This is a genomic window from Maricaulis sp. D1M11 (assembly GCF_047308265.1).
Taxonomy (GTDB): domain Bacteria; phylum Pseudomonadota; class Alphaproteobacteria; order Caulobacterales; family Maricaulaceae; genus Maricaulis.
The window spans coordinates 777,629-795,638 of the sequence record NZ_JBKQWY010000001.1; the positions used below are offsets into that span (position 1 = coordinate 777,629).

The window sequence follows — 18,010 nt, forward strand, 5'->3', positions numbered from 1 at the left end:
CGGTTTGAGTGATGATCGCATGCCGTTGGAGGCGAATGTCGAGGATGTCGCACGACGTCTGGTCTTCGCTCGTCGTGACCCCAAATCCGGTCTTCGCAAGAATATCCTGCTGATCGGTGCGGGGGCCTCGGTCTCTGCCGGAATTCCCACAGTGCGTGGATTGACCCAGGATCTCGTGCTGTTTGTTGCCAAACGCTATGAAGACACGCTTGGGCAACGCAGCTTGCCGAAGGATAAATCCGGACAGATCGATTTTTCACGCGTTTCGGAACAGGATCTGCGTCAGCATCTGGTGAATGAAGGCCTGCTCACGACTGAATTTGCGAGCAGTGAAGATACAGTCAATTACCCTGCCATGTATGACTATATCTTCGATAAACACATGACGAACCCAGACGACAGTCGTGAGTTTTTCAACGGCATCATCGCGAATGCAAAAGGAGCGATCAACTGGTCACACCTGGCGATCGGGGCTTTGGTGAAGCGTGGCTATTTCTCGACAGTCATATCCACCAATTTTGACCAACTCGCATTGAGGGGCATGATCGCATCGGATGTTATGCCCATTATCTGTGATGGTCCCGATACCCTGAACCGTATCTCGCCTGCGCCGGTTGCACCGCAATTGATCGAGATCCATGGGTCTCGCCATTCCTACATGTTGCGAAACACGCCTGCCAGTGTCGGGCAACTGGCGAACGACCAGAATGTGATCGGCGTCCTGTCTCGGCTCTTCCAGAATGTACACTCCCTTCTGGTGGTGGGATATGGCGGGCGCGAGGATGGTTTCATGAACGCCCTGATTTCCGTCGCTGACCATTTTTCAACAAAAGACATTTTCTGGACGGAATACACCGACAATTGGGAAAATCTGAGCGCCAATGCCCGCCGCCTTCTGGATGCGTCCGACCAGGGCCGCGTCCTGCTGGGATGTGATTCAGATCAGTTTTTTCTTGATCTCATGCAGGCATTGCGCTGTGAAATGCCCGATATTTTCGGGAACCCTCTTATTTTTGCCCAATCTTTCCTTAATGATATCAAAGCGTCCCGGATTGACGTTGACGATATTCGAAAGACTATTGACTCATTCGAGAATCGGATCGGCCTTTTGGAAAATGAAAACAGGTCATTAACCAAATCAGTCGTTGATGAAGTGCGGCAGGAACGACTGCAGGGACTTGACAAGCAATCCTTTGAGACGGCGTTTGCCGCGCTTGGAGATGTTGATCTGAACTCGAGGCAGAACCCCGATGAAACCGCTGAATGAACTGGATATTCATCTGGTCGAGGAGGCCGCAGAATCTGCGCTCGCCTATGGTCGATCATCGTCAGATGCCAAGGCACTGGGCATTGCGAAAGACCTGTTTCGACACCTCTTTCTGAATGAAGTGGATGTCGGCAAACGGGTGGGTGTGGCCAAGGTCTATTCCGAGGTTCTCCAGCTGATCGGCCGTACCGGAGCGGATCGGGGCGATGTGGCGAACGCGGCGGGCCTGATTGGCAGCTTTCTCCAGACCGTGGACGACGCGGTGCGATCTTCCAATTGGGGAGATGCGGCCAATGGCGTCGGCATCGCGCTGGCCCAGAGATTTGACGCATTGTGCGAGAGTGACGATGGTGATCAGGCGATCGTGTGGTTCCAACGCGCCCTGGAGTATCGCCCGCGCAAGGCCGCACCCAAGGAATGGGCGCAGACCCAGTCCAATATTGCCAATGTGATTTTGAAAAAGGCCAAGATCGCGGGTGATGCAAATCTGACCGAGGCGGCTCAGGATCATTTCCTGCACGCTGAAGACCTGCTCAGACAGAGCGAAGAAGTCCTGAAGAACAGCCCCTTCAAAGCCAGTTATGCAGATCTGAGCTTCAATCGCTCCATCATGTATCGTGACTGGTCTGAGCTGGAGGGGGATGTCGACAAGGCCGAACGCGCCATCGAGGAAGCCCGTCGGGCGGCTCACCTCTATAGCCATGCGACGACGCCGTTCGATTGGGCAACTGCGCGTGTCAAGGAAGCCCAGGCGATTGTAAACTATGTGCTGTTGAACGCCTCAGCGAATGACCGTGATATTATCGCTCGTCTGCGTGAGGCATGTGATGCGCTCTTCTCTGTCATCGATGTTTTAAACGCCGATCATGGTGTTGACTGGCTGACGGCCTGTGTCGAACTGGCGCGGGTGGTGATTGAGCTCCAGAAATTCGACGCGTTTGACAGCGCGCGTTTGCCGGCCGCCCGGCGTACGCTCACAGCATTCGAGGACTGGCTGCAACAGGCCAAGCCGGACGAACGAGACTGGTTGGATGCGGGAGATGCAGAAACTGTGCGCGCCGCCTTGCTGAGTCTGAATTAGGTCCTCTCGCGCAAACCGTCCAGAAATCGGGGCCAATCCCGTTCGCCCGCGCGGGTGACCCGCAACACTCTTGAACCGGAGAGTCGAACCATCCAGCCCTTGTCGATGAATGTCTGCAGGAGAAGCGCCCCCAGGGCGCCGGCCAGGTGGTGTCGGCGGACCGACCAATCGAGGCAGGTGCGGCAGATCGCTCGCTTGGACGCCTCGAGCGAAGCCAGCTCGACCCCCAGACGGGTCAGGCACTCAAAACCCCATGGTGAGAGCTCAATAAGACCGTCCGTCAGCGTCAGCGCGTCTGTCCGCGCCAGGCGATCATAAAGCTCGACACCCATCTCTCCGGCCAGGTGATCGTAACAGACACGCGCTCGACGCAGTTCAGGATCCCGGGGGCCGGGCTGGAACCGCGTGTGCCCGGTGTGTTCGGCCAGCTGGATCAGGTTTTCGATCGCCTCCGCCACGCAATGGTCTTTGAGGCGGAAATACCGGTGACGTCCCTGTCGGTCTGTCTCCAGCAGGCCAGCGTCAAGCATTTGGCTCAGATGGCTGGAGGCTGTGGCGGGTTGAACACCGGCGATGCGGGCCAGTTCTCCCGCGGAGAGGGCCTGACCGCTCATCAACGCGCCCAACATGTTCGCACGCGCAGGTTCGCCGATCAGTCGGGCTATGCGAGTGATATCCGGTCCGCTTGTCATGGGGCCACCCTAGCACGGATCGATATGACACATGCTTAGATCCGCATCGAAACATGCGGGCGGTGATGTGCGCTCTAACGTCCGCGTTATCCCTCCAGCGACGAGACAAAAAATGAGTTTGCTTGCCTGTATCCGCTATCAGATCGATCCCTTTAAACGGGACGCCTTTGAAACCTATGCCCGCAACTGGCTCCACATCATTCCGGCATGCGGTGGACGCCTTCTAGGCTATTTCATGCCGCATGAAGGTACGAATGATATCGCGCTGGGACTGATCGAGTTCGAGACCCTGGCGGATTACGAAGTTTATCGTGAGTGCTTGACGTCTGACCCGGCGGGCCGGGCAAATTTCGAGATGGCACAGGCGAAGCGTTTCATCTTGCGGGAAGAGCGCACCTTTCTGCGCCGTGTCACGTCATGATCCTGGTCGTGTTTGAACTGGAGCCCCGGGACGGTCAGAGCGAAGCCTATTTCGACCTCGCCGCAGATATCGGTTCCGAGCTTGAGCATGTCGACGGATTCATTTCGGTGGAGCGGTTTCAGTCACTCGCCTGTGAGGGGAAATACTTGTCCCTCTCGTTATGGCGTGATGAGGCGGCAGTGAAGGCCTGGCGGACCCATACCCGACACCGTGCAGCACAAGCCCTGGGGCGGTCTCGCATCCTTTCAAATTATACGCTGCGCGTGGCCCAGGTGCTGCGTAATTACGGGCAGGAACAAAGAGATGAGGTGCCAGCGGACAGTGCGGCTTGTCATGGTGGCTGAGGCATGCAGCACAAGCGTGACCTCTGACACACGGTGTGCGGGAAAGGTGGGCAATTCTCGTGTGAATAGCGAAATTCGCTTGACTTACCAAGGGTGACTTACGAGGTTCAATTCAATTACTGCGTGTGCAACAGGGGATCCAGATGCGTCACACAGCCCTCGGCGAACTCACTCCGGAATCCGCAGCCCGGATCCGCCATATCCGCGACCAGATCGAGAAGGCCAATATTCCAGCCTCCAAGCTGGACGAAAACCTCATTGTCGGGACCTGGAATGTGCGGAATTTCGGTAAGTCACCGCGGTCAACGGATGCCAAGCGTATTATTGCCGAAATCATTGGCCAGTTTGATCTGATTGCCCTGACCGAGGTGCGCGACGATCTCAATGATCTGGCGGATGTCCTCGATGTGCTCGGTCCTTACTGGCGCGTTGTCTATTCTGACTATCGCAGCGATAGCGCGGGCAATGCGGAGCGCATCGCCTATGTCTATGACAAGCGCATGGTGGTGTTCACCGGTCTGGCTGCGGAAGCGAATCCGCCCCGCTACAAGGAAGATCAGGACTATAAGCTGATGCATCCGGATTGGTGGCGCTCGCCCTATATGGCGTCGTTCCGGGCGGGGAATTTCGATTTTGTGATGCTGACAGCCCATATTCGCTATTCCGGCGGAGTGCGGCGCCGTTCCAAGGAGATCGGAGCGCTGGCGGACTGGGTGGAAACCCGTCGGACAGCCCGGGCACAGGCGGACAAGGATTTTGTGGTGGTCGGAGATTTCAACATCCCCTCTCGCCGCTCCTCCGCTTATCGTGCGCTGACCAAGCATTCGCTCCAGGTTCCCTCGGGGCTGTTGCATGTCGGCGGCACGAATTTGAAAGAAGATAAGGCCTACGACCAGATTGTGCACAGTCCGACCCGCGAGGGTCGCTTTACCAACAGAGGCGGGTTGATCCGCTTTTACGATCAGACACACGAAGAATTATTCCCCGGTCTTTCCCTGCACGAATTTAAGGAAGAGATCTCGGACCATTATCCCTTGTGGATCGAAGTCGATAGCTGGATCGAGGACGAGCAGCTCGACGCCGTTCTGCAGGCCGCCGAGGAATAATCCCGTCCGATCTTTCTGAACTCAATGTTGATTCAGTGACAGAAGAACCGTCAGCCGTGAAGACGCTGGCGGTTCTCCTGCATTTGAGACAATATGACGTCAGGAGATTGGGGGAGGCTTAAAACTCCCTTGTCAGTGTAGATTTGAGGCTGTCGGGCGCTGGGTTCGTGCCGAGATTCAGATGAGGGAGGTCCCCGTGGGCCGTTTCACTTTGCGTACCATGTGTCTTGCAGCACTGACGTCCATGATGGGTCTTGCGGCTGCAGCCGAGGCGGATAATTGCCAGATCTTTGCCCAGCACCGCGATGCCTACCTGTCGGCCGCATCGGCCGGGATGGACCAGGCGATTACCAATATGGCGCAACAGCGCAATGTATCCCGTGAAGCGGCCGCGTTTTACTGGGGCAGTCAGCTGATGCAGCAGGGTGATCCGACGAGCCTGCGCCAGCTCGCCCAACTCGCCTTGACCACCTATTACTGGGACGGCGCCGATGACCGGTCTGAAACCAGCATGGTGCGGATCTTCGAGGAGCGCGGCGGAGATTATGCCGGCTTCCTGGCGGGGCTCATGCTTTCAGATGATCGCGGTCCGCAGGATCTCGAGCGCGCCCGCAGCCTGCTCGAACGGGCGCAGGCCGCCGGAAATACCGAGGCAGGTCCCTATATCGGTCTGTTCGATGCCTGCCACAATGCCAGCCCGCGTCGCGGTCGCCGGTGGGCCATGAACTAGGCCGGCGCGCCTGACCAAAACGTAATGACAGCATGTCTGCATCCAATCAGCAGGTTCGGGCTATCGTGTGCGGGAAAGCCTCACAGGATGCCCGATGCCGTCATACGCCCAGCATACTCTACATGAACAGGACGAGGTCCGTGTTCGCCTGAGCTATTACCGGCCCGGACTGGCCATGACAGCTCATGCCCATGACTTCCACCAACTCTCCTTCATTCTCGCGGGCGGTATGTCGGAACAGTCCTTGCGCCGCGATCGCGCGATTTCAGCCGGAGAGATCGGGGTCAAGCCGGCGGGTCTGGATCATGCCAATCTCTATGGCCGGAGCGAGCAGGAAGGGTGTTTGATCCTGTCACTGAATGTCTCGGACAGGTCGGCTGTTGATCTGGGTCTCGATGTTGCGGACTGGACCTGGCGGGTGGGCGAAAGCATGAGCCGCCAAAGGTCGATGGGCGCCTATATTCAGGCCCTCTCCGGGCCGGATGCTGCTGCAGCCCTGCACGATCTTGTCGCCATGCAGACGGAAGCGCGCCCGGCTTCCAACACGATGCCCGGCTGGGTCAGGACGGTTCGCGATGCGCTGGACGACACAGACGAGGACCGCGAGCTCGATGCGATCGCCCGGTCGGCCGGGGTTCACCGGGTGCATGTGTCCCGTGAGTTCTCCCGATATATGGGTCTGCCACCCAGCCTGTATCGATTGCGTCGCCGGGTGAGCCGAGCCATTGGAGCGTTGATGTCTGGGGAAGCAGCAGCGGAGGCGGCGTTTTCGGCAGGGTTTTCAGATCAGGCCCATATGAGCCGGTCTATCAAGCAGATGACTGGATTTCCTCCGCGTCAGCTGCTCTCGCGCCTGGCAGCCTGACCGCAGTGAACTCGCCTGATTTGGGTTACAGGGGTTCAAGACCGGGTTCGACTTCCTATCTAGTGTCTCGGGCATCGTCAAATTCGGAGTTGAACCATGATCCGTACCCTGCTTGCTGGCCTGGCCAGTGCAAGCTTGATGAGCCCTGCGCTGCTTGCGGAGACGCCTGCGGGAGCTGCCCGGCAGCTTGCTGATTTTCTCGATCAGGTCCCGGCGGGACCGGGCTATGCCGTCACGGTCGTTACGGCGGACGAAGTCTTGCTGAGTCGGGCCACTGGCGTGCGCCATTTTGAAAACCAGGCCCCCCTGACGACCCGGACACCGATCTATATCGCCTCTCAGACCAAGGCTTATCTGGGGCTTCTGGCTGCCGCGCTTGATGAACGCGGGATCCTGTCGCTGGACACGACGCTGGATGCCTATTGGGGCGAGGTGGACTTTCCCGACGGGTTTGATCCGTCCGACTATACCCTGCGTGATCTGCTGCATCACAATGTTCCGCTTGAGATCGATATGATCGTCCAGGTGGAGGCCTATTCTGCGCGCCTGGCACCTGAGCACTATCCGCTGTTTATCGAGACCTTCGCTGAGACCCGAAAACCGGGCTATAGTTACGATAATCTCGGATACAATCTCTACGCCGCTATTTTGGAGACCGAGACGGGCAAAACCTGGCAAGACTGGCTCGACGAGGTCATTTTCGATCCAATGGGCTGGGACAATACAAGTGCCCGGACTTCTGATTTCCCGCTTGAGGATCTGGCCTGGTCCCACATCTGGCAAGGCGAGGATGAGGGCTGGGCGATGATCCGCCCCAAGACGGATGGCATGATGCAATCGGCGGGTGGACTGGTGACCTCCGTTGAGGACATGGCCGCTTGGCTCCAGCTCAATCTGCGTGGTGAAGGGCCGGCGGGGACTGGTTTGACGTCCAGCATGCTGGAAACGGCTCAGGCCCCTGGGGTTGAAACCCATATGGAAGATCGCCGGAATGCGGCCGAACTACCCTGTTCCCACTATTCTCTTGGATGGAATATCTGCGATTTTGAGGGTTACACCCTCTATGTTCATGGCGGTGGCTATACGGGGAACCGGACGATGATGGCCTTTTCTCCGGACCTGGGTGTGGGGGTTGCTGCATTTTCCAACTCCGACAATCAGACCGGTTGGTTCACTTCGCGCACGATCAACATGTATCTGCAATTCCTGACCGAGCATGAGCAGGCCGACCGATATCGGGAGCTGCGGATCGAACAATATCCTGTGCGTTCTGCTCGCAGCCTGACTTACCGGACCGAGCAGCGGGACAACCGCCGCGTCGAAGAGCTCTGGGACGGGTGGAACTGGCAACCGACCGAGGCCGAGCTTGCTGAGTATGTCGGGGTCTATGACAGCGGTCTGCCCTATTTGAATCTGCGCATCGAGCCCGGGGAAAATGGTCTGGTGCTACGCTGGAATGAGGCCGTCATGCCGTTGGAGCCCGCCCGGACCGATCTCTTCGGGGCCGAGGGCGCGATGTTCTACGGAATCGACAGTGTCGAGTTTCACCGGGACGAAAGCGGACAGATCACGCATGTGAACTGGCGCGATTACGATTTGCCGCGTCGTTAAGCGGCACTCGGTCGCATTGTATCTCCCGATGGGGCGGATCACAGTCCGGTCCATCGGGAGATCTGCACCATGTTTGACACCCTCTCCACCACGGACCTGTTCCTGCGTATTTTCGGCTTGTACTGCCTGGCGACCGGTCTGGGGGCTGTGGTTCAACCGGACTATTTCGAGCGCTTGATGCGTGAACTCCAGGCCAGTCAAATGCATCGATTGACGGCGGGCTTCATGGCTTTTCTGGTGGGTGTAACCATCTTGTCGGTCCACCGTTATGATGTGGGCTGGACTGGCGTGCTGGTCGCGGTGATCGGCTGGATGGCTTTGATCAAGGGTCTGGTTTTTCTGTCCTTTCCAAAAGGACTTGTCTGGGCCGCGAGCCGGATAGAGACCCGTTCCTCGCTCTTGCGCTTTGCAGGCCTGGCGGTCATGGTGATCGGCGCTGGCCTTTTCTGGCTGGGCTATAATGGCTGATCCGCGCTGACCGGATGGCCCATCCGGAGCTTGCATCATGTTTTCGCAGGACCTCTTCAGTCGGGCTGACCTGATCTCCCTTATCGTGCGCTTGCTGGGGCTCTATTTCACCGCAAGTGGTGTGGGGACGCTGATCAATCCCGCCAATGCCACAAAGATGGCGGTGGAATTGCGCGATGCCGCATTCCTGAGATTTCTCTTTGGTGTGCTGGCGTTTCTGGTGGGGGGCATCATCCTGGCGATCCAGATCGATCACTCCTCCGTCAGAGGCATTGCCGTGACGGTGTTTGGCTGGCTTGCCCTGATTCAGGGGCTCACGCTGATTGCCCTGCCCGGGCCATTGGTCAATCTGCTCACCAGCCTAACGACGCATCCTCTTATGCTGCGCGGGGTCGCTTTGGTGCTCACCGTGTTGGGCGTGTGGCTCATCTGGCTGGGTTTCGCCTGACCCGACACGTATCAACGACACACAGGACGAAGGCGTCAGTCAGACCTATCAGGTGCAGCCGGTCCGGCTGATAACAGCCTGGACCGACTCCCCCCTGCATCCCCCCAGCGGGATTGGACGTACGGGCCCCTCGTGGGTAGACGGGCCAAATCGTGCCCATGACACGTCGTGTCATGGATCGGGTGGGCTCCGTACTTTGCACCGAGCCTCGCTCTTGTTCCGCATGTTCGGCAGCAAACATCGCGCCAAACCGCCGATTTGCATCGCGAAACCCGAAATTCACGACGACACTAACCAGCATCTCACGACAGGGCCGTGACGAGGCTCACATGTCATGGAATTGTTGCCATAGGGAACCGGATTAGGGCGTGTTGCGTGAATCCGAGGCAGCAGTTGAGGGAGTGGTGCCGGGCTGAGCTGTGGGTCCGTTCTGGACGGGTGGTGCGGGTGCGGGCCCTGCTGGAGCAGGTGTCGGGGATGCCGGAGCCTCCCGGGGTGCGTCTTCGTCCTCGTTTCGCCGGAGTGAGCGTGCGGGTTCTGCGAACAGGCTTTCCGCCACCTGTGACAGCTTGCGCCAGGCATGATCCGTGAACAGGCCGACCATGGCCCCGATGGCGATAAATCCTTCTGGCAGAAGACTGTCGGAACTATTGGCCTGTACCAGTCCGGCCCGCAGGATGAAGAAAAACAGAACAGCCAGCGCTCCGCCGACAAACGGGCGGGCGAGATTCCAGGGAGCCCATCGGATATCATGGGTGCCTACAGCGACGTGATAGACATGGGCGCGCAGCGAATTGGTCGCCCCGCCGATCATGCCCACTGCCAGAACAGCGATGAAAATAGCCACGCCGCGCCGGACGGTCTGATGGTCTTCCGCATCCACACTGCCGTTGAACCCCGTCGAACCCGTAGTTTTGCCGGGTTTGGCAGGCTCGGGTTCCGGCTGTGGGTTGGGTTGGGTGAGGTCGCCTTCAGGCCCGGATTGAGGTGTGGTGTTCGTGGTCTGCGCGGACGTGTCGAGCGTGACGCCATCGGCCGGGGTCAATTGACATTCCGGCACCAGAAGAAGGCCGTAAAGCCAGGGTTCGTAGGGCATGTGAGAGCGCTGATCATGGGGCCGGCTCTGTGAGTACCCCTTGAAACACAGCCCTTCGCCCTCATCCCCCGCCAGGGGCCAGGCGATGAGCAGGATATGGGTCGCCCACAGGATCTGGCCGATGAGAAGCAAAGGAATTACGAAAGCAAACACGCGACGCCATCGCGGGTGTTTCAGCGGAGCGGGGTCTGAAGGATTGCGCGCATCAGATCCGTCCGTCTGTCCAGGCCTGTCCGCCCGCACAGACCTGTCTGGACCGGGTTCGGCTTGTGTGTGTTCGCTCATGATACCCTCCCTGAACCTGCACTGTGGCAGATCGAGCGGGATCAAAGGGTGATGCAGATCACGCGTTTGGCGTGTTTGGATAGAGCGCTAGCGTTTGGGCCACGCCCACCGGGGTGTCTCGACGCCCTCAATCACGGTCTCGCCCAGGGTTTTGCTGAGCCTGTGGTGCAGGCAGTCCGGCTCGCCGCTCAAGGCATCAACCAGGCTATCGGCATGAGATACAACGATTATCTGGGTTCGTTTCGAGGCCCGAACGATCAGGCGGGCCAGCGGGGCCAACAGATCCGGGTGCAGGCTGGTTTCCGGTTCGTTGAGCACGATCAAGGGCGCCGGACGGGGCGAAAGCAGGGCGGCTGTTAGAAGCAGGAACCTGAGCGTCCCGTCTGACAATTCGCGGGCCGACAGTGCGCGCAACAGTCCGGACTGTTTCATCAGGACTTCGAAATAACCATTCTGGAGCGCGATCTCGATATCCGAACCGGGGAAACCGTCCTCGATCGTATCCAGCAATGCGTCGTGATCGCCGATCTCGAAAATGGTCTGCAGTGCGGCGGCCAGATCAGACCCGTCCGAGGCCAGCACCGGGGTGCGCGTTCCGATCTGGGGTTGGCGGGCCGGGGCGTCTCGATCCGTGCGCAGATGATCATAGAACCGCCAGGACCGCATGCGTTCGCGCAGGGCAAAGAGTTCGAATCCGTCCTGTGGATCCGCCGCATGGGTCATCATGCTGTCGAACGGAGCGAGGGTCTCGACAACACGATCGCGTTTCCCCTCGCGATTGAGGCGTGTCACGGCGGGACCGGAGCGGGAGGCTATCTCCGTGCGGCGTGACAGGATCTCCCCCGTCCAGACCGCCTCAGCCTTGATTTCCGGGTCCTTGCCAAACACCGATCGGCTGGACGGCACGGGCAGGCCCAGATCGATGGCGTATCCATAGTCTTCGTCGGCAATGCCCAGCTTCAGACTGATCACCTGTTTGCGTCGAGTGCCCTGAACGGGAACTTCGCCCCGTTTCATGGCGCGGGAAATCGTTTCGGGCCCGGCCCAAAGGGTTGAGTCCAGCCCGCCCTCTGCGGCCAGGGAGCCGATCGCTCGTCCCTGGGCGACGTCGCAGAGCAAGCGTATAGATCGATAAAGACTGGATTTGCCCGATCCATTGGCGCCGGTGACCAGGGTGATCTGGTCGAGGGGCAGGACCAGTTCCCGCAGCGAGCGATATCCGGAAACAGCCAGGGTGAGGATCATGGGGAACAGCCGGGAGAGACACACAGACGCCGCAATGCTTTCAGGATTGGGCCCCGGGTCAAGCCCTTGCCGTCATCCACACACAGGCCTGGGCGGATGAGCTTGCCAAATCACCTCGGCGCGTCCATTTTCATACGCGAAGTTTCGAGGGGTGTCCGGCAGGTGGTCGGGCTGAGAGAGTCCCTTACAACCGGATCCGGGTCATGCCGGCGTCGGGACGGAGCGAAAGATGAGCACAGACGTTACAGCGCCGGAATTTGCGCCCACACGCGCGCGCCTGCAAGACGCCCTCAGCGCGTTTGACGGCAAGGCTGTCAGCGTATTGTGCGAGGCCAAGGTTCAGCTGTGCGAGGCGCCCAGTTTCTGGGACGCGCTCTTCGATCTCATCACTGATGACGCCCCCATGGTGCAGGCGGGCGCGACCTGGCTGGTCCGACAAAGCCTGGAGTGCGGTGATCTGGCGCTGGACACGGCGATGGCCGCGCTGGCCCAGCGTCTGGACGGGCTGACCCACTGGGCGGCCCTCCTGCATGGTCTCCAGATGATTGACGCCGTTGATCGGCCGCTGCCGGAAGGACCGGCGTTGGCCCGTTTTGCTCAGGCCCACATCAGCCACACGCGGCCGTTTGTGCGCGCCTGGGCCGTCAACGCGCTGTGCATGCTGGCCATCCACCATCCCGAATTCCGCGCGGCGGCCGACACCGCCCGCACCCACGCCCTCAACGACACCGCCGCCTCGGTGCGGGCCCGCGCGCGCAAGGCGCCGAGCCCCGTCCCGGTCACGGCCTGATACAGGAGTCTTCCCATGAACAAGCCCACCGACCAGGCCTCCTTCGAGACGCCCGACGTCACCACCGGACCGCTGCCCGGCTCGCGCCGTGTCTATACCTCGCCACTGGCCGCGCCGGGCCTGAAAGTGCCCCATCGCGAGATCGATCTTCATCCGACCGCGAATGAACCGCCGGTGCGGGTTTATGACACCTCCGGACCCTATTCTGATCCGGCGCAGAGCATTGATGTGGAAGCCGGCCTGCCGCGCCATCGTCTGGACTGGTACACGGATCGCCAGGTCGAGGCCTATGAGGGCCGTCCGCTCTCGCCGCTCGATAATGGCGGCGCTACGGGCAAATATCTCGCACGCGAATTCCCGACCCAGCATCAACCCCTCAAGGGTGTCGAGGGTCAGCCGCTGACACAGTATGAGTTTGCTCGCGCAGGCATTATCACGCCGGAAATGGTCTATGTGGCCGAGCGCGAAAATCTCGGTCGCAAGGCGGCGCTTGAGGGCGCGAAAGAGCGCATGGCCGATGGCGAAAGCTGGGGCGCGTCGATCCCCGAATTCGTGACCCCGGAATTTGTGCGCGATGAGATCGCCCGCGGCCGCGCCATCATCCCGGCCAATATCAATCACCCCGAACTCGAGCCGATGATTATCGGCCGCAATTTCCTGACCAAGATCAATGCCAATATCGGCAATTCCGCCGTGGCCTCCTCGGTTGAGGAGGAGGTCGAGAAAATGGTCTGGGCCATTCGCTGGGGCGGCGATACGGTGATGGATCTCTCCACCGGCAAAAACATTCACAACACGCGCGAATGGATCCTGCGCAATTCGCCGGTTCCCATCGGCACGGTGCCGATCTACCAGGCGCTGGAAAAGGTCAATGGCATTGCCGAGGACCTCACCTGGGAGGTCTATCGCGACACGCTGATCGAACAGGCCGAACAGGGCGTGGACTATTTCACCATCCATGCCGGTGTGCGCCTGGCCTATGTGCCGCTGACCGCCGACCGGGTGACGGGCATTGTCTCGCGCGGAGGCTCCATCATGGCGAAATGGTGCCTGGCGCACCATAAGGAGAGCTTCCTCTACACGCATTTCGAGGAGATCTGCGACATCATGCGCGCCTATGATGTCTCCTTCTCGCTGGGCGATGGCCTGCGTCCGGGTTCAATTGCCGATGCCAATGACCGCGCCCAGTTTGCCGAGCTGGAAACCCTGGGCGAGCTCACCAAGATTGCCTGGGACAAGGGCTGCCAGGTGATGATCGAAGGGCCGGGCCATGTGGCCATGCACAAGATCAAGGAAAACATGGATAAACAGCTGGAATGCTGTCACGAGGCGCCGTTTTACACACTCGGCCCGCTCACCACGGATATCGCGCCGGGTTATGACCACATCACCTCGGGCATTGGCGCCGCGATGATCGGCTGGTTTGGCTGTGCCATGCTGTGTTACGTCACCCCGAAGGAACATCTGGGTCTGCCCGACCGCGATGATGTGAAAGTGGGTGTGGTGACGTACAAGATCGCCGCCCACGCCGGCGACCTCGCCAAGGGCCATCCCGCCGCGAAAATCCGTGATGATGCCCTGTCACGCGCGCGCTTCGAATTCCGCTGGGAAGACCAGTTCAACCTGGCGCTGGACCCGGAAACCGCAAGAGACTTCCACGACCAGACCTTGCCGAAAGAGGCCCACAAGGTGGCGCATTTCTGCAGTATGTGCGGGCCCAAATTCTGCTCGATGGAGATCACCCGCGAGATCCGCGACACGTTTGGGAGTGCAAGGGCACCGAATGAGATGACCGAAGCGGAGCGGGGCCTGGCCGAGAAGGCGGCCGAGTTCCGTGAGAAGGGGGCTGAGATTTATCTCAGCGAGAGCGGGGAAAAGCGGGAGCCTATTGATTAGGGGTTGTTTTCGACGAGTGCAATACTTGTAGTGGATTGCCTTTCGGGGCATTCTATCAAGATAGCCTGACGGAGAACCCAATGCACGATCTGAAGAAGACGTTTATCGATGATAGCGTTCAGGAATTCGCCGCACAGAACACGCTAACTTTCGATGACGCTTTCATGCACTGGTTCTACGGTCTTCGTTTCGATTTGGACGAAGGCGAGCTCGCTCCAGATGACGAGGTAGTAGATGGTGCGGGTGAAAGACAACTCGATATTATACGGATCGATATTGATGATGCTGAGCAGCGTGCTCATATACACCTTATACAGTGCAAGTCGTCACCTAATTTTTCTTCCAATATTGTTTCGTTAATGAAGACTGGATTGGACTTGGTTTTTAAATCGCCACGATCGACATATGAGATGATTGGTAATGTGGCGCTAAAATTAAAAATTTCGGAAGCTCGGGAGGTGATGCGAAAATATGGCGGGTCGAATATATCAGTAACTGTGTACTATGTAACTCTTGGCGATGACTTGAATATCGCGCCAGAGGCTATTCAAAACAGAAAAATAATCGAAGATGAATACGGCGCCGGGTTTTTCGATAGTTTCGAGTTTTTGTTTCTCGGCGTTCACGAGATCAATCGGATCAGCAATCTGCGACGAAGTGCAAATCGCAGAATTTCATACAACCTTCCTATAATTTACGATGCGAACAGAGCCTCAATTGTCGAGTTTGAGACAGCTGGTGTGGCGAGCGTATTATGTACCGTAAGCGGTAAAGAGCTGGCGAAGCTGGCCCAAGAGGAACCGCGTGACGCGGTCTTCGATGCAAATGTCCGAGGAAACTTGGGACTCGGCGGTCGAGTTAATAAAAACATCTATGCATCTGCGACTAGTGATCAGACCGCCAGCCGCTTTTGGTTCATGAACAACGGCATAACGATGGTTTGTGACCGCTTTAGCATCTCGCGCGATCCAGACAATCCAGGTGTAAATCTGGAAAATCTGCAGATAATAAACGGCTGTCAAACCACTTCGTCGCTGCGACATGCCTACGAACAGGGCGACCTTTCGGAACGTGTACAGGTCCAATTGAAGGTGTACGCGTCCAACGACCGCGCTTTCGTTGATGGTGTTGTAGTGGCTACTAACAATCAGAATGCTATCGGAACTCGCGATCTTCATGCGAACGATGAGGCGCAGGCGCTCATCCAGAGACGGATCCAAGAAGATTTCGGCCTGTTTTACGAGAGAAAACGGGGAGAGGCTAAATCTCAAGGAATCGCAAGATCGGACGTCGTGGACCTTGAAAAAGCGGGGCAGGCTTTCATCGCCATTTTTAGGCGACAGCCGACAGTTAGTAGAGCGCAAAAGTACAAGGTCTTCACCGATGAATTTTACGGGTCGGTTTTTGAAAATAGAAACGCCCCAGCACAGTTGGTGATTGCGCATGAAATTTACCGCTTATGTGAATCGCTCGGCAAGCTTCAGATGCGTTGGTTGGATCGGGAACATGAGGACCGAAGTCTGTTCAGCTATGGAGTGTTCCATTTGGCGAGGATGGTTCATTGGCTCATCAAAAACGATGAGGGCCTGCGTGATCTTTCCGACGTAGAGCTAGTCACTCTCCTGCGAAGAAGTGATGCGTCAGTTGCGGGTAATCACGAAAAGGCTGTTGCTATCCTTCGTACGGTGATTTCCGAGAATCGAGAGACGTTTCAAAATCTGAACAACTACTTCAAATCTACTGCCTCTCAGCAGCACGTGAATCGTCATTTACAAGCTTTGGAGAGTCAAACTGAGCTTGAAGAAGCATAGTCTAGACCGGCCCGCGCGCGCCCTGCTGGCAAGGGTTTTATGGCTGGCTGTGCGCCGTATGGCGCTGTGACTGACGAGGTGAGGGGCGGATGGCGACCAAGGAAGACATTCTCGAGCAGGTCGTTGAGGAATACCTCATCCACCAGGGCTATTTTGTTCAGCACAATGTGAAATTCCTTCCGCGGCGGGATCACCCGGACTTTGTGTCCAACCAGGACAGCAATCACTCCGACATCGATGTGCTGGGTTTTCATCCGGGCAAGACCGGTCCGGATCAGGTCTTGGCGGTGAGTTGCAAGAGCTGGCAGCAGGGTTTCAGCCCGGCCAGCGAAATTGCGGCCATTGAGGGTGACAAGACCCTGCGCGGGCGAAAGGCCTGGAAGGCGTTCCGCGAGTTGACCGTTCCGAAATGGTCGGAGGCGTTCATCGCAGCGGTTGAGGAAAAAACCGGCCGCCGAGAGTTCACCTATGTCACTGCGATCGCCAAGCTGAAAGGGTCTGCCGAGCCATGGGAAACCCATCCCGGCTTCCGCGCTGCGCTGGGTGGAAACCCGATCCGTATCCTCACCTTCGAGCAGATGATCCGGGACCTTGCGCCGGACATGTCGACGACGCTGGCCGCAACGGAAGTCGGTCGATTATTGCAGATGTTTGCGGCGGCCGGATATGATCTGAAGGCGCGCTAGGGCGCACTGGCTGACAAGAGATTTAAGCAACACGCGGGGCTATGAATGCGGTGCGAACGTTTGGTCTTTGTCTGAAAGCGCCTGCTGTGGACGGTGCTTGCGGTCAGTGTATCGGTGGCGATCGGTGTGGCCTTGTGGTTTTTTGACCGGGCCTATCCCGATATCGTGCCGTTCTGGCTGATCATACTCTTTGGCTTGCCGATTCTCGCGCTGCCATGGTTCTTCGTCGAGGTTTTCTTCACCTCCCTGCTCGACGCAGTTGAGCGCAAGTCGAAAGACTGACGGGACATTCGCGCTCAGTCGAACGCGTGAATGCCCCAATAAGCCCATCCCGACAGCTAGCGCCGCCCGGCCAGGGTGATGAAATTCCAGTTGGCTATGAGGGGCCCCGCCAGATCCCCTTGTGGCGCGGCTTGCGCCGCGCGCCCCTCACCCCCGGCTTCGCCGGACCCTCTCCCCACAGGGGGAGAGGGGGCTGAGCCCGTCAGTCGTCGGTATCGGTCTTGTCACCGCCCAGCGTGTAAAAGGCATAGGTGGCCAAAAGCCCGCCGCCCGTAAGCGCCACATAGGGCAGAAGTTCGGGGTCCCAGCCGGCAAAGACCTGCATCATGGCCAGCCAGGTCATGACGCCCAGATACACCGCACCTCCGATCAGCAGGCGCTGCGCGGCGCGGCTGAAGAGCGGGGGCTGGGCCGGGGTGTCGGGTGTAGTGTGGGATGCGGTGGGTGTCGGTGTGGGCATGTCAGCCTCCGTCGTCGGGTCCATCAAATCCCGCATCTGCGCCGGGCTCACATCAAACGCCGCCGCCAGGGCCTGGAGTGTATCCAGGCTGGGCCGGGTGCCGGTCTCGCTGCTGCGTTCAATCCTCTGAATGGTACGCTCGCTCAGTCCGCTCAGGGTAGCGAGGTGTTCTTGTGACCAGCCTCGCTCCGTACGCAGGGCCCGAAGACCGTTGGCGTTCTGGGCGGTGGATGAGCTGTGAACCATGCGAGAGAAATCCTTGAAACGTGTGAACGAGAGGGCCAGTGAGCATCGGTGATGCGGTTCGCCACACCTAGCCTGACCGCGCCGGGCCGGCCCCGACACGGGACCGACACAGACGCGACACTAGCCCGACATGCCCGCCGCACAAAGGCGTGCGTCATCGGAGCCTCACCCTTCGCACGG

Annotated in this window: 19 protein-coding genes and 1 riboswitch; of the genes, 15 read left to right on the forward strand and 4 right to left on the reverse strand. The window is 58.6% G+C overall.

What is annotated here, in order from left to right:
• Positions 1–151 precede the first annotated feature (151 nt).
• On the forward strand, positions 152–1,267 hold the full coding sequence (locus RMQ97_RS03685) for an SIR2 family protein (RefSeq protein WP_413659481.1): 1,116 nt from the start codon (positions 152–154) through the stop codon (positions 1,265–1,267).
• Positions 1,251–2,348, forward strand: a complete 1,098-nt coding sequence (locus RMQ97_RS03690; protein ID WP_413659482.1) for a hypothetical protein — start codon at positions 1,251–1,253, stop codon at positions 2,346–2,348. Before RMQ97_RS03685 ends, RMQ97_RS03690 begins: the two co-directional genes overlap by 17 nt.
• Here RMQ97_RS03690 and RMQ97_RS03695 read toward each other — a convergent pair.
• Positions 2,345–3,040 carry an ArsR/SmtB family transcription factor gene (locus RMQ97_RS03695; RefSeq protein ID WP_413659483.1) on the reverse strand — a complete coding sequence of 232 codons (696 nt, stop codon included), beginning with the start codon at positions 3,038–3,040 and terminating at the stop codon, positions 2,345–2,347. The genes RMQ97_RS03690 and RMQ97_RS03695 overlap by 4 nt on opposite strands.
• Positions 3,041–3,152: 112 nt before the next feature.
• On the opposite strand from RMQ97_RS03695, the gene RMQ97_RS03700 reads away from it, so the two are divergent.
• The 8 genes from RMQ97_RS03700 (at position 3,153) to RMQ97_RS03735 (ending at position 9,033) form a co-directional block, all read left to right on the forward strand.
• Complete coding sequence (locus RMQ97_RS03700; RefSeq protein WP_413659484.1) at positions 3,153–3,461, forward strand: NIPSNAP family protein; 309 nt, start codon at positions 3,153–3,155, stop codon at positions 3,459–3,461.
• Entirely contained in the window at positions 3,458–3,805 is a 348-nt protein-coding gene (locus RMQ97_RS03705; RefSeq protein ID WP_413659485.1) for an antibiotic biosynthesis monooxygenase family protein, read from the forward strand. Before RMQ97_RS03700 ends, RMQ97_RS03705 begins: the two co-directional genes overlap by 4 nt.
• Before the next feature lie 143 nt (positions 3,806–3,948).
• The gene (locus RMQ97_RS03710; RefSeq protein WP_413659486.1) at positions 3,949–4,911 is read left to right on the forward strand and encodes an endonuclease/exonuclease/phosphatase family protein; all 963 of its coding nucleotides are present in this window, start codon (positions 3,949–3,951) and stop codon (positions 4,909–4,911) included.
• Between the two features lie 196 nt (positions 4,912–5,107).
• Positions 5,108–5,641 (forward strand): hypothetical protein, encoded by a 534-nt coding sequence (locus RMQ97_RS03715; RefSeq protein ID WP_413659487.1) that lies wholly within the window; start codon positions 5,108–5,110, stop codon positions 5,639–5,641.
• Positions 5,642–5,735: 94 nt separating this feature from the next.
• Positions 5,736–6,506, forward strand: a complete 771-nt coding sequence (locus tag RMQ97_RS03720; RefSeq protein WP_413659488.1) for a helix-turn-helix domain-containing protein — start codon at positions 5,736–5,738, stop codon at positions 6,504–6,506.
• 96 nt (positions 6,507–6,602) lie between these two features.
• Positions 6,603–8,117 (forward strand): serine hydrolase domain-containing protein, encoded by a 1,515-nt coding sequence (locus RMQ97_RS03725; protein WP_413659489.1) that lies wholly within the window; start codon positions 6,603–6,605, stop codon positions 8,115–8,117.
• Between the two features lie 69 nt (positions 8,118–8,186).
• On the forward strand, positions 8,187–8,585 hold the full coding sequence (locus RMQ97_RS03730) for a DUF2065 family protein (RefSeq protein ID WP_413659490.1): 399 nt from the start codon (positions 8,187–8,189) through the stop codon (positions 8,583–8,585).
• Positions 8,586–8,622: 37 nt separating this feature from the next.
• On the forward strand, positions 8,623–9,033 hold the full coding sequence (locus tag RMQ97_RS03735; protein WP_413659491.1) for a hypothetical protein: 411 nt from the start codon (positions 8,623–8,625) through the stop codon (positions 9,031–9,033).
• A 361-nt stretch (positions 9,034–9,394) separates the two neighbouring features.
• On the opposite strand, the gene RMQ97_RS03740 is transcribed toward RMQ97_RS03735, so the two are convergent.
• Both RMQ97_RS03740 and RMQ97_RS03745 read right to left on the reverse strand, forming a co-directional pair.
• Positions 9,395–10,414, reverse strand: coding sequence for a hypothetical protein (locus RMQ97_RS03740; protein WP_413659492.1), 1,020 nt, complete (start codon positions 10,412–10,414; stop codon positions 9,395–9,397).
• 87 nt (positions 10,415–10,501) lie between these two features.
• On the reverse strand, positions 10,502–11,659 hold the full coding sequence (locus tag RMQ97_RS03745) for an AAA family ATPase (protein WP_413659493.1): 1,158 nt from the start codon (positions 11,657–11,659) through the stop codon (positions 10,502–10,504).
• A gap of 137 nt (positions 11,660–11,796) precedes the next feature.
• Positions 11,797–11,894, forward strand: a riboswitch (TPP riboswitch).
• Here RMQ97_RS03745 and RMQ97_RS03750 point away from each other — a divergent pair.
• From RMQ97_RS03750 to RMQ97_RS03770, 5 genes are all read left to right on the forward strand, one after another.
• Positions 11,889–12,449: a hypothetical protein gene (locus RMQ97_RS03750; RefSeq protein ID WP_413659494.1), complete on the forward strand. Its 561-nt coding sequence runs from the start codon at positions 11,889–11,891 to the stop codon at positions 12,447–12,449. (Overlaps the previous riboswitch by 6 nt.)
• Positions 12,450–12,464: 15 nt before the next feature.
• Entirely contained in the window at positions 12,465–14,345 is a 1,881-nt protein-coding gene (thiC, locus tag RMQ97_RS03755) for a phosphomethylpyrimidine synthase ThiC (protein WP_413659495.1), read from the forward strand.
• An 80-nt stretch (positions 14,346–14,425) separates the two neighbouring features.
• Complete coding sequence (locus RMQ97_RS03760) at positions 14,426–16,156, forward strand: AIPR family protein (RefSeq protein ID WP_413659496.1); 1,731 nt, start codon at positions 14,426–14,428, stop codon at positions 16,154–16,156.
• An 89-nt stretch (positions 16,157–16,245) separates the two neighbouring features.
• Positions 16,246–16,842 (forward strand): hypothetical protein, encoded by a 597-nt coding sequence (locus RMQ97_RS03765; RefSeq protein WP_413659497.1) that lies wholly within the window; start codon positions 16,246–16,248, stop codon positions 16,840–16,842.
• A 93-nt stretch (positions 16,843–16,935) separates the two neighbouring features.
• Positions 16,936–17,124, forward strand: a complete 189-nt coding sequence (locus RMQ97_RS03770; RefSeq protein WP_413659498.1) for a hypothetical protein — start codon at positions 16,936–16,938, stop codon at positions 17,122–17,124.
• Between the two features lie 202 nt (positions 17,125–17,326).
• Here the strand turns inward: RMQ97_RS03770 and RMQ97_RS03775 are convergent, their stop codons facing one another.
• Positions 17,327–17,830 (reverse strand): helix-turn-helix domain-containing protein, encoded by a 504-nt coding sequence (locus tag RMQ97_RS03775; protein WP_413659499.1) that lies wholly within the window; start codon positions 17,828–17,830, stop codon positions 17,327–17,329.
• Between the last annotated feature and the right edge of the window lie 180 nt (positions 17,831–18,010).